The organism is Crateriforma spongiae (genome assembly GCF_012290005.1).
Taxonomy (GTDB): domain Bacteria; phylum Planctomycetota; class Planctomycetia; order Pirellulales; family Pirellulaceae; genus Crateriforma; species Crateriforma spongiae.
In genome coordinates, this window is record NZ_JAAXMS010000006.1 from 1 (window position 1) to 12,951 (window position 12,951).

Below are 12,951 nucleotides of genomic sequence, written 5' to 3' on the forward strand. Positions count from 1 at the left end.
TATCGCTTAGGTCCACCAGTTCCGACGGGTCACTTTGAATGTCGAAAAACATCTCGTCGTCTTTGAATTTGACCAATTTGAAACGTTGATCGCGGATGGAGATATTGTCTTGAAACTCGTAACGCAGAACGGAACGCTGTCGGATCGGCATTGCCTTGTGCATGCCACTGCTGGTGAAGGGTTTCGTTCCCCAGGTGGGCGTCGGCCGGGTGCCCATGAGGTAGCGATCGCTCCAGTTAGCGTTTTCGCCAAGATCCATTAGCGGTTTCAAGCTTCGCCCGGCAAGCGGACCCGCAGTGTCGGTGGGTATCTCCACACCGGCCAGTTCGCATATCGTGGGCAGCAAGTCCATGACGTGGGCATTGTCGGCGATTGAAACGCCACCGTGGCCGCCAGGCAACCGGATGAACAACGGTGAACGCACACCATTGTCCCACACTTGCCCCTTCTGTCCTCGCAGTTTCATTGCGTTCCGGATGACCGCTTCGTCTTCAGCGATGAATTGCGAGTTGTTTGACATCCGGTTGATGGGGCCGTTGTCGTGCAAGTAGACAACCACCGTGTTCTGTGCAAGATCGCTCTCGGTAATCGATTCGATCAAACGTCCGACGCCCTCATCCGTCTGTGCGACATACCCTGCAAGAAGCTCGAATCCCTCGCTGTATCCTCGCCCACGGTATCGTTCGATGTACTCTTCCTTGGCGGTCCACTGGGTGTGAATCTGCGGATAGCTCGCCATCGCAAACCATGGTTTCCCTTCTGCTTGTTTGCGCCGTATGAAGTCCTTCGTCCATTCGGTTACCAGGTCGACGCTCCATCCTTTCGGCGACTCCTGAATACCGTTTCGCTCCACAATGGGATCCGTGTCCGCATACAATCGCCCAACCAAGTGAATGCTTTCGTCGAAGCCGCGACGATACGGCTTGGTGTCTTCGGATTTACCCAAGTGCCATTTGCCGAATAGGCCGGTCGCGTAACCACCACGTTGCAATGCTTGGGCCAGCGTCACTTCGTCGGTGTGCATGTATTCGCGCCCACCGTGAACCCCCCAAACGCCAGCGTCAACGAAGTAGCGACCCGTCATCAAGGCCGCCCGAGTGGGGGAACATGACGCATTGACGAAGAAGTTCTCGAAGCGAATCGACTGTTTGCTCAAACGATCAATTTGAGGAGTCTCGAACACGGAATTCCCCGAGCAACTCAAGTCTCCAATCCCCATGTCATCCAATAAGATCAAGAGGATGTTCGGATTGGAAGACGCCTCAGCGGGTGCTGGCCCCAAGATCGCGATGGCAAACACAAGGCAAAGGCGGCTCAGGTTGCGATTCAAATTCATAGGGAGGTCCCGTTTGTCGTTGAGAGCCTAGCGTCCGGTTTTTGTCGACGGAGCACGGTACATATCCGGAAGATCTGTTTCGAAAAGAGTGTAAGGATCTTGATGGAAAGACTTGAAATCCGCATGGTGTGGGTCGCCCGGAAGCGGCACCCAATAGTTTTCTGGGCCATTTTGCCACAGCAACATATAGACGAACTGGCGGGCGTGGGCGTCGGACTTCAGCATTTCTAGCAGGTCGACGTACCAACTCGTCTTTGACGAATTCTTTAGGCCCTTTCTTACGCCGATCTCCGCGATGACAACTGGCTTCTCGTGCTTCTGGGCAAAAGACGCCGTAATCTCGCAGTTCTCCAGGAATTCGTGGTAAAAAACCTCCCAGGGCTCTTCTCCGTCCCTGTAGATTTCGTTGCCGTAGTGGTCGACAGCTACAAAATCGACGTACTTGTCTCCCGGATACCTCGAACGCATTTCTTCTTCGCCGGTACGGGTAACCGAATACGGCGAATAGACCAACAACAGGTTGTCGACTCCCTTGTCGCGAAGGTAGTCGACCGTGTAGCGATAGGCAGAGACATACTCCTCTGAACTACACGACTTAACGCCCCACCAGAACGCGTTGTGGGTGTGCTCATGAAAGGGGCGAAACAGGACAGGGATTTTCACACCATCAACCGTAAGACCCTTGAAAAACTTCACCTTTTTGTCCAGCTCTGATCTCCACGCCTTGTTAGCAGAACCACCAGGTGTGATCTCTCGCATGGGATTGCCCGCCCGGTCCTTGTGACCGCCTCCGGAAAGCGGGTTGTGAGCATGCCAGCTGATCGTAATGATCCCACCACGTAGGTGGGCGTCGATGATCTCATCTCGAATCAGGTTGTGCTCCCGATTCACTGGATTGAAATCGAATCCATGCACGGCCGGGTACTCGCCCACTGCCCTGACGCAATCGGAGGGATACGGAGGCACGTTTTCAAAGTTTCGCCCGTCACGAAACATTGTTTGGGTGTTCTGATGGCCGACCATGATTCCCCTTCCACTCATGCGTTTCATGTTCGCATAGAGATTCCGAGTCTCGATCGTCGCGTTTCCATCCGATTGGCCCCTTGAGGTTGAATGCCCCATCAGGAGTACGACTCCCCAACAGATGCAAAAGATTAAAACGGTTCGTAGTGAATGCCAACCTTCCTTGATGTTTTTCCGGAACCGACCCACAGGAACGTCGTGCTGGTGCCGTTCTCTAAGTCGCATCGTACAGCTTCCAATCTTGTTTCGATGAATCATGATGCTTGGAATGAACAGGGGGGCTTGAATGTGACTACTGCAATTCGCGAATCGGCGGATTCGACCACGCTACATGCCGGGCTGGCGATCAGCGGATCAAAATGGTGTCCTGCGCGGAAACGGCCTTGTCGATCCAGATCAACATGTCCGAATCGTTACTACCGATGGAGGTTAGGCTGTACTTATCAGCGGCCAGCCTGTTCCCGTTGATAAAGACCTCGCAATCTGCAGGACTCCTGTGGAAACCGCGTAGCATGATGGCGGGATTGATGATCGTTTCAAATTTCTGCGGTAAGAATCTTAGTTCTACCTTGGGAAGTGATCCCTTCTGCAGGGTAAGCTCATATGCCTTCTTCACGTGGTTGAATCCGGTGTCGACGGCGTTATGACTCAAGACCACAACGCGAGCGGGGTAGAGCCAGGAACTTGCCACCAGGCGAATATGGTCATCATCTTGGTTTGTGGCACCAATCAAAAGCGTGACCTCATTCGGTTCACGTTCCGTGCTGGTGTTGATGCGCATGTTTCCAATCCAGCTATGGTACGGTCGGTTGACTGACACGATGTTGAAGACATCGATGTCAATCTCCGACATTGGCCAGTGTGCGCCCAAGTTAAAACGCACATCTCGGCTGTCTTCGTTTTGATAAAGGAAATTGCTGGTGACGTAGTTATCGACGAGGCCCTGGTTCTTACCAAGCACCAGGAAGGCATCCGGTCGATTCTTCAATGGGATTCTCAAAATCTCTTCATTCCAGCTCTTGTTGTATCCCTTGACCGTCACCTCGCTGCCCAGGCGATTCTCAACGTTCTCACCTTGGATGTTCGATACGCGGGTTATCACCGGTTCGAGTATGGCTTCGGGCAAAATCCCCGGTGGTATCACGTACTGTGGCTGGCAAGTCGTGTGGTGAAGGTCGGTGTTCGCCCAGATTCTGACATTTCGGGTTCCCGTGCCATCAGGATAAAACGTGTACAGCTCATCGACCCATTCGTTGAAATAGATCTTGTAGTTGTTGTTGTTCAATGCGTACTGGTAAAGAACGGTGACTCGACTCGGTGTGTTCTCAATGATTTCGACGCGGGTATAGCGGTTCCTTTTGTCCTGCATCGGTTCGTTGCAACTCTGTGAACCGTATCCCCAGGCCTCCACAAATTCGTAGCTGACACCCACATTGTTGAAATCCCAGAAGGGGATATAGGACGTATGCTCAGGGAACACCATATCCTTGCGGTTGGGAAAGCTAACCACGACGGCGTCTCCCTTGACTCCGCCATAGCTGTACGTTTCCCGTCGAGCGCTGAACGATCTGTCGTCGCCGTACACTTTTCTCGTGAAAAGTTGTTTGAACTTGCCGGCGACCAATCCCCTCGCGTCGATCAGTTGACATAGCAAAGCGTAGTCGCCAGCCGGCAGGTTCTTGATGTCATGGTCACCAAGGCAAACGATGTAGTCATTTCCGCTGCTGAACTCGGTCAACAATTCTGAGGCGATTACTTCCCCTGTCTCTTGGCGAATGAGTGACACAGTCAAGTTGTAAGTGTCTGCGTTGTGCATCACCGGAATGCACCGGATGCGTCCCGATTGTTCCTGCGGAAGATAGACCGCCTCCAGGTCGAATTCGACGAACGGCGGCACTCGGCTCATGTAAGAAGTGTGATAGAACAGGCGTCCGGTGTTCGCATCCGAAATCTTTACCTCAAACGATTGGAAATCGAAGTCTCGAATCTTTATCTCTGTGGTGACTTGTAGACTCTCTTCAGCGGGAATTTTCAGCGTTTGGCGGTTCAGCGCTCTATCCCCGTTTTGGTCCTGTGTGGCAACCTCCACGGCGATGTTCAATGCACTCTCGCTCGTGTTTTCAAGATGCAGTCGCAGCGGGTTGTTGCCCCAAAACATCGGCTTTTGCCAAACCCCTCCACTATAGTTGGCGTGGGCCTCGTTGAAGGCGATCGACCTCACGGCCAGAGGGTTTTCTCCGCACACTAAATCCGCAAAACGGATCGGAGATGAAAACCCCGCGTAGGTATTCATTCGGTCGGTACGGTCCTCGCAGTAGGGAATGGAACTGTATTCAGCAAACCTCGCGTAATCAAACGTGTTTCTTTCGCTCACAGCATTCTTTTGCTCGGCGGAAAGGAATTGTGTCTGCTGCCTCTGCTTGACCTGGATTTGGTTTCCAACGCGACTGCTTCTCCCTCGCCCCGCAAGAAGGCCAAACGTTCTTCCGTCAAAGTTCTTGCGGTTGCTGATATGGTTGACATCAATGAAGATTTCGGCCGTCCAGCGATCGTCGTATCGGGAAACGCTGCTATGCCATTTTCCGTTCCACTGTGGTTTGTAGTTGGACGAAAATGCGTATTGAACCGGCCGTTCAATCGTCTGGTCCATCGTGGCGCCCGAGGCACTCAACACCAGGTTCACCGCCTGCCAATGGTCGTGGTCCAGGTCCAACCATACCTCCACTCGGTCGTCGCCTTGGATATTTTGCTCGTCATCCTGGATGAATGCCTTGGTCCGTAGACCCGACATGTCGTCTTCGAAACATTCAAACGCGACGTACAGATACCGTTGGTCGAAAAGGACGTAGAAATTCGTCTGATTAGCGACCAATTCGCCGGGGCCGACACAAGTCTTCTGGAAGTCAGTGTAAACGTTCGACTCTTTCCAGCAGTCATCATCGAGTTTTCCATCCAATACCGGCGGTTGGTCGGCTCGCAGTGCAACAAGCTTCCGCAATGAAAAATTCTTCAGTCCCGCATCCATCCGGTCCAGGTATTTCATCTGCGCGGACAAGGGACTGCACGCGAGTACGAGGATCGAAAGGCTGATGGATCGAAAAGTCGTAGTCATTGAATCTACCTGCCCGTGGTGCTGGTGAATCGGATCGACAATGTTGTTTCAATGGGGATCTCTCGGTCCAGCCAGATGATCTTGCCTGCATCGCCACTTGTTGTAATCGTTGCAGACTTGTACTCCTCTGGGGCCAACGCTTCGTTATCTATGCTGATGGACTGGATCTCCATAAAACAATTTTCCAGGATCACTACGGGGTGAAAGACCGTCTCCTCCTCTCCTGAAAAACAAAAATTCAGCTCCGGAACCTCATGGCTCTGGTGGAAGACAAACGCCTTTTGGGCTGCATCGAAACCAGTGAATGAAATTCCATCGTATTGCGTATGCACCGATGGCGGATAAAGCCAGTTCGTGCCGATTGTGATGAGTTGTTCATCACCTTGATCACACACACCGATCAAGTGCTTCCATCGATTCGGCTGTGTCTTGGGATCGGGCACAACGTGGACGCTTCCGAGCCAACTGTGATACGGCCGGTCGGTTCCGACGACGCTGTAGACATCCACGTTCATCGGTTGCATCGGCCAGTGCCCGCCCATGGACCGTCCGACGTCGCCAACAACGAGGCCCTTGTTGATTGAATTCGGGACGATGTCTTCTCGCTTCGACCAAATCAGATAGGGATGTTTGCGGTCTTTCAGAAAGATCCGCATCACTTCCTCCTTCCAATCTTTCGCTTGTTCGGGATGCTTCAATACTGGCGCATCGATTCGGTTGACAACGGATTCACCGTCAAAATTGAAAACCTTGCAAGTGATGTCTTCGAACATCTGCCGCGGGATGACACCGGTGGGGAAGACGTATTGAGGCTGAAGGATTTCGTGTCGCACATCGCTGTTGGCCCAGAACTGAATGTCTCGAACGCCGGAGCCATCTGGGTAAAGGTAGTAATACTCGGTGACCCATTCATTGAAAATGATCTGGTAATTCGGGTCACCCAGTGCGTATCGCCAACGCAATACGACGCGCGCCGGCGTGTTTTCAATGATGTCGACTTTGGAGTAACGGTTTTCCTTGTCCTGCATCGGCTCGCTGCATCCCTGGTTGCCAAAGCCCCAGCACTCCATGAACTCGTAGGTGACGGCCATGTTCTCGAGGTCCCACCAGGGAACATAGGAAGAATGTTCCCAGAAAACGAATCGTTCACCGGCGGGGAAGGATACCACCGTGGCCTTGCCCTCTTGGCCACCGAAGCTGTACTGGGTTTCCGAAGCATGCAAGTTGCTGCACGGTTCTGTGCGGTGTTTGGTGAATCCGTGATCAAATTCTCCGATAGTTTTCCCTGTTGGATCCCGCAGTCGACAGGTGATGGTGTAGTTCGACGATGGTAGGGATGACCAATCGAATCCCTCGAAGCAAGTTTCGAACAGATACGGTTTCAGATTCGATTTTCGATCTGTAGCGATGGGAGCCGGTTCGTTGGTGCGGTATAAATCAAAAGAGATACTGCAGCCGTCGATGGCTTCGGGGATAACCACCGGGCTGAAAGCTATTTCTTTGTCTTTCGTTCTGTTCGAATAGATCGCAGATAGATCGAATTCAACGAACGGTGGAACCCTTGTATCATAAGACGTGCTGTACAGAGTCGCGTTTGCGTCTTTGTCGACGACCGATAATGAAAACTGTTGACGTTCACAGTCGCGGATCGGGATCAAGGTTGTAACCGTACGCGAGTCTTTCGCGTTCAATGAGACGTCCTTCTCAATGCGGATTGAATCCCCACGGTAGTCGGTTGTTTGGCTAACCAAAAGAAGATCCATCGAGTGGCCAGAGTGATTTTGCAGCGTCACTTCAAGCGGGTTGTCGCCAAAGAACTGTGGTTTGTGCCAAACGCTTCCGTTGTAGTTCGCATACGCTTCGTGAAAGGCAAGTCTGGAAACAGCTAGGTCGTTCTGGTCAAAGACCAAGTCCGCATAGCCATTGGGTTCCAGCCAGCGATCGGAAAAGCTTCCTTTCACATTGCCGTCGACCGGTTGCCAGGCCGTCATTTGTTGCGTTCCATGCGGTTTGGCTCCGCCGCCAGCACGCGGACCATGATAGAAACGTGAGTGACGGTCTCGGACAATATTGAAACCCCAAGTGGTGCCGGGGCGGATGGGATGGGGATAGATGCGATCCATGGCGATAGCCACTTCGGCAGTCCAGCGATCATCAAGTTGCTGTGTCTTTACTCGCCATTCCGTATTCCAGCGATCGTCACCCTTAATGCATGAAACGGAATACTGGACCGGGCGATCAAACGTGGTGTCGTACGTGATTCCGTTGGCATTGAATGCTAAACGGATGATGTTCTTGTGGTTGTGTTGCGGATCCAGCAAAATTTCGATGCGATCGTCAAACAGGATGTCGGGATCGTCATAGCGAACCGTCTCTGTCCGCACTCTCTGCATTTGCTCTTCTTGGCAAGAGAATGCGAAATACAGATAGTCGTCGTCATGGGTCAACCACGCGGTGGTTTCCTGGAGGTTGTTGTTTGAACCTAGCTGAATGGTATTGGAAAAATCGGACAATCGGGTTGCCCTGCGCCAGGCAGCGTCGTCCAGGACTCCATTCACAACGGGAGGTGACAAGGTTTGATTGCACGTCGCCAGCTTGATGTCGAAAACTTCGGGTTCCTTCTTCATCAAGTCAAAATACTTGATCTGGGCCATTCCGCTCGACGGAAAGCAAACGCAACCGAGCATCAGTAATGCAAACCAGTGCATTCGTTCAGGTCTTCTGTTCATCGCAGTGGGGCGTTGGTGGTTGCCATTGGAGATCCGGTTCACTGACCGCTCTTGTCGTGTCGGTTTACATGGACGAAGGGGGCTCCTCGCGAATCACCTGAATCTTCGATCAGCCAAGTCTTCATGGTGAATGGTCCGGCGGGAAGATCGATGTTGAACTCAACCGATGTTGCATTTGCGGGAATCGTTAGTTCTTGATCTATCGCACCGATGCGAAGTCTCGCACGTTCCGCCCTGATCGGTTCGGTGGATTCAGCTTCGTCGGGCAATTCTTGCAAGCGGAAGGTGTAGGTTCCGGGGCGTTCTACTTGGACTGTCCACCAACCATTGGTTTGCTGGCGGTTGGCAATGACGTCAGGATTCCAGGTCAGCAAAGATGACCGACTGTGCCAATCGTGGCAGGTTAGTTTGACCGGGTTTTCCTGTGCTGCGCCAATGTAGACGCGACAAAATTCGTCGAAGCGGGGCTGAAGGGTACTCCACCAATCCAGGTATTTGGATCGAAGTTCTTCAACGACCTTGGGATGCTTCGAAGCGATATCGTTTTCCTGTCCCGGATCCGTTTGGATGTCAAAGAGTTGTTTTCCTTCGACCAGCCGCCAACGCTCCGTCATAACTGCCGACTTCAACCACTTTTCCGGTCGCTCAACACGAGGGTTGTGGACACACAAGGTGCGATCTGGCCAAGTCACTTGTTCGCCGTGAAGCAGTCCCGCGAAGCTACATCCGTCGATGTCGTTTGGGGCTGCAGGCTGTAAACCGCAAAGGTCGATCAGCGTCGGAGTGAGATCGAAGTGTGCGGTGAGTTCTGGGATATCTCGGCCACCGGTGAGGCCACCATTGGGCCAATGAACGAAGCATGCGGCGCGATGCCCACCGTCATACGGACTGCCTTTCCATTTCCGCAATCCGGCATGATAGGCGTAGGGCGAAGGCTTACCGGGCGTGGGGCCGCCGTGTCCGTTGTCGTTCATGAAAATCAGGATCGTGTTGTCGGCAATCCCAAGCTCGCCAAGCCGATCTCGCAATTGCCCAAGGTTTGCGTCAATGCAGGCGATCATCCCGAAGAATCGAGCTCGCAATTCTTCCATGCCAAGTTCGAGATACGGCTCGGCGTATCGATCGGGCACTCGATACCAGAAGTGGGGGGCGTTCAGCGGGAGGTAGCAGAAGAACGGTTCGCTTTGATTTCGCTCAATAAACTGTGTTGCCTCGCGAAACCATACGTCGGTGCAGTAGCCGTTGAACTTCTCCCACCGTCCATCCCGACAGTAGTGATCGTCAAAATAGGTGTTGCCCCAGTAATCTGGGTTTTGCCCGATACCCCCACCGCCGTGGATCAGCGTTTCATCAAAACCGCGATCTTGGGGCCGATAAGGGTACGCGTCCCCAAGATGCCACTTTCCAAAAATGCCAGTGCGATAACCGGCGTCACGGAATCTGTCGGCCAGTGTCGTTTCGTTGTGACGTAGAATTGAGCGTCCTTGAAGCGTGTGCCATACGCCGACGCGGCTGGCGTACTTACCGGTCATCAATGCCGCTCGGGTGGGCGAGCAAGTGGGATCGACGTGGAAATCGGTCATCCGAACACTGTCGGAATACAAGCGGTCCATCTCCGGCGTTTCTAATGCTGGATGACCGTGACATCCGAAATCACCATATCCCTGATCGTCCGTCAGAATCAGGATGACGTTCGGGGGACGCTCCGAAGCGACAAGCGAAACAGCCGCAAAGGCATAGCACGTAAATAGAGTTGTAAATACGAAGCGTTTCATTGGTTATTCAATCCTCGAAAAACGGTCTTTGCGTTGTCGTGAAGGATCCGTCGTTTCTGTGTCGCCGACAGCAAGTCCGAATCGCAGCGAACCGTATCAATCAACTGTTGGTACGTGTGCAGATTTAGCGTTACCGGTGCGTCGGATCCCCAAATCAGCTTTTCGGCCCCGACCAACCCTACCGCTTCGCGCAACAGACGGGCGACCTCAGGGCATGGATAGCTTTCTTCCAAGAGGGTTGGCACGGCGGATAAGCCCAGCCAAACGTTGTCCCTTTGCCCGAGTTCCAGCAGGCTCTGACGACGCTTCAACGCGACCGTGTCAGACAATTGATCTGCGGGTAGATAGCCCAGATGTGCAAGCACGAAACGCGTCGAGGGCATTCGCGAGATCAGCGCATCAAAGCCTTCGACTTGATAGCCAAGATTCCCTGGAGGTCCCGGATCAATGATCACTTCAAGACCTTCATCGGCAACCGTCTGCCAAATTCCATCCATCTCCGCAGAATCGATCCGGAAATCGGGATACAAGCCGGTCCAACCCCAATCAAAACTCATCTCCATTTTCAACGTGTGATGCCGGGGCGAGACGAATTGGCGAATCGTCTTAGTCGCGAGCGGGTCTCGGGGATCGATCTGAATGACTCCGCAAAACCGATCAGGATATCGCTGTGTGCAGTCACCGATGTATTCGTTGCAGGTACCCAGCGTGGGGTTCTGCAGGAGTACGGCTTGCTTTACGCCTGACCGATCCATTAGCTCGACCAATGATTCAACCGGATAGTTGGAATCGACACATGTGGTCGGCAACATGGGCACGAACTCTGCACCACGATTTACACATCCACAACGGCCTGAAACCACTTTGCCGAAGCGATTGCGGCCACGGACCGTGGGAATCACATGAACGTGCGCGTCGATGATCGGGATTTCTTCATGCATCGCAAACGCCTCAAAGCTCAAGTCATGATCATTCCGCCGGTGATGTTGAGTGCTTGCCCGGTCATAGCACTGCTTTCTTCACCGCAAAGAAATTTGACGACGTTCGCTACCTCCTCCGGGCGAATGAACCGCTTCATCGGCACGTCTTCCCAGGCCTTGTGCATCGCCGCAAGATCGACACCTTCTGCTTCGGAGTGCATGCGAACGAGTTGTCCAATTCGCTCGCCTTCAATCGGACCCGGACAGACAGCGTTCACACGAATTCCGTGTTCTACCAACTCCAGTGCAAGCGTCTGCGTCAGCCCTATTAGCGCCCACTTGCTTGAGACATAATCCGCTCGGAAGGGCAAACCACGCCTGGCAACATTGCTGGCGATGTTGATGATCCGACCCGATTTGCGAGCGATCATGTGGTGCGATACTTCACGTGTGACGAGCATCGTGCCGGTCAGATTGACCCGAAGCGTTTAGTCCCAGTCCTCGAGTTTCATGTCCTGAAGCAACTGCGCCTTTCCGTTGAATCCAGCGTTGTTGATCAGGATGTCGATTTTCCCGTCCAGAAGTTGCGCTGCGTCGGCGACCGCTTTCGTCACGTCCGTTTCCACGGCGATGTCGCAGGATAAGCCGTCAGCGGTCGCACCAAGGCGTCGCAAGTCTTGGACGGATGCGGCGGGATCTTGTCGATCCAGTACGACCAATCGAGCACCCTCCGCAGCAAACTGCTCGGCCAGGCTCTTCCCCAGCCCCATCGCGGCGCCGGTGACAATGACGTTTTTCGTTTCGAATCGTCTCATGACAACTCTTTTGCTTCTGCGACGCTTTAGGAGTCTTGTTTTGCGAATTGTCGTAAGGTCGATTCGTCGACCGTTACACCCAGCCCGGCTCCCTGTGGTACGGGAACCTTTCCGTCCGCACCAATCGCGATCGTCTGCGTCAGCAAATCGTCACGCAGCGGGTTGTGGTTTTGATCGAACTCGACGACCGGCTCGTTTTGCAGCGGAATCGGATTGGCCGTATGCGGCATCGGCGGCAAAGCGGCGATCGCGTGAAGAGCTGCTGCCAATGCGATTCCCGATCCCCACACGTGTGGAAGCACGGGGACACCGTACGCCGAGGCAATCGCGTTGATCTTTTGCCATTCGGAAAAGCCACCGCAAACGCAAAGATCGGGTTGGGCAATATCCACGCATCCGCTGCTGATCAAATCCCGAAATCCCCAACGCGCGTATTCCGCTTCACCCCCGGCGATCGAGATGTCCAGAGTCTCACGCACACGTCGATAACCATCACGATCTTCTGGCGGCACAGGCTCTTCGAATAACAGGCAACCGAATTCTTCAAGAACGCGGCCCATGCGTATCGCCGTCGTCGCGTTGTAGGCGTGGTTGCAGTCGACCAAGATCCCGGTTGTCGGTCCCACTGCGCTACGAACAGCCTCCAGACGCCGGCGGTCGTCTTCAATACTGACCAGGCCGATCTTAATCTTCAGCAAATCAAAGCCTGCTTGAACGTACGAATGGGCCTCTTCCGCAAGTTGCGGCAGTCCTCGCTCAATTTCCTTGACGTCTTCGCCTCGGTAATAGCAGCCTGTTGCATATGCAGGCACGCTTTGGCGAAAAGCACCACCCAGTAGTTCGTGGACCGGAACACCGAACGATTGACCTTTCAGGTCCCACAAAGCGATGTCGATAGCGGAGATCGCTTCGATGTAAGAGCCCTTCTGGCCGAAGTCACGAGTCGCCGCATAGAGTTCCTCCCAGATCCTGCCCGACTCACGCGGTGACCGACCAATGATCTCGGGTGCAAGTACATGATCGATACATGCAGCAACCGGCTCCGCGGGACCGTACTGACCACCTTCACCCCAGCCGACCGCACCGTCGTCTGTTTCAATGCGAACCAGCAAGCTATTACGTTCGGGAAACGCGCATTGCGATGAATAAAACCGATCGTTGCCGAGCTGGACGGTCAGCACATAGGTCTTTACCGACTGAATCTTCATCCATTCATCTCGGTGAATTGATACTTGGCATGG

7 protein-coding genes and 1 pseudogene are annotated in these 12,951 nt (G+C 53.5%); all 8 read right to left on the minus strand.

All coding sequences use genetic code 11. The features are described 5' to 3' along the window. Positions 1-1,336 (minus strand): sulfatase-like hydrolase/transferase (locus tag HFP54_RS16500; protein WP_168566000.1); only part of this gene is annotated, 1,336 nt, incomplete at its 3' end. A gap of 27 nt (positions 1,337-1,363) precedes the next feature. Further along, entirely contained in the window at positions 1,364-2,617 is a 1,254-nt protein-coding gene (locus HFP54_RS16505) for a glycoside hydrolase family 26 protein (RefSeq protein ID WP_315853916.1), read from the minus strand. Between the two features lie 88 nt (positions 2,618-2,705). Further along, positions 2,706-5,402 carry a DOMON domain-containing protein gene (locus tag HFP54_RS16510; protein ID WP_168566002.1) on the minus strand — a complete coding sequence of 899 codons (2,697 nt, stop codon included), beginning with the start codon at positions 5,400-5,402 and terminating at the stop codon, positions 2,706-2,708. A gap of 74 nt (positions 5,403-5,476) precedes the next feature. Continuing rightward, positions 5,477-8,200, minus strand: coding sequence for a sugar-binding protein (locus HFP54_RS16515; RefSeq protein WP_206036263.1), 2,724 nt, complete (start codon positions 8,198-8,200; stop codon positions 5,477-5,479). A gap of 38 nt (positions 8,201-8,238) precedes the next feature. After that, the gene (locus HFP54_RS16520; protein ID WP_168566004.1) at positions 8,239-9,975 is read right to left on the minus strand and encodes an arylsulfatase; all 1,737 of its coding nucleotides are present in this window, start codon (positions 9,973-9,975) and stop codon (positions 8,239-8,241) included. Next, complete coding sequence (locus tag HFP54_RS16525; RefSeq protein ID WP_168566005.1) at positions 9,972-10,916, minus strand: amidohydrolase family protein; 945 nt, start codon at positions 10,914-10,916, stop codon at positions 9,972-9,974. The genes HFP54_RS16520 and HFP54_RS16525 overlap by 4 nt, the downstream gene beginning before the upstream one ends. 17 nt (positions 10,917-10,933) lie before the next feature. After that, a pseudogene (locus tag HFP54_RS25715) lies at positions 10,934-11,710 on the minus strand (SDR family NAD(P)-dependent oxidoreductase). 26 nt (positions 11,711-11,736) lie between these two features. Next, entirely contained in the window at positions 11,737-12,918 is a 1,182-nt protein-coding gene (locus HFP54_RS16540) for a mandelate racemase/muconate lactonizing enzyme family protein (protein ID WP_168566008.1), read from the minus strand. Between the last annotated feature and the right edge of the window lie 33 nt (positions 12,919-12,951).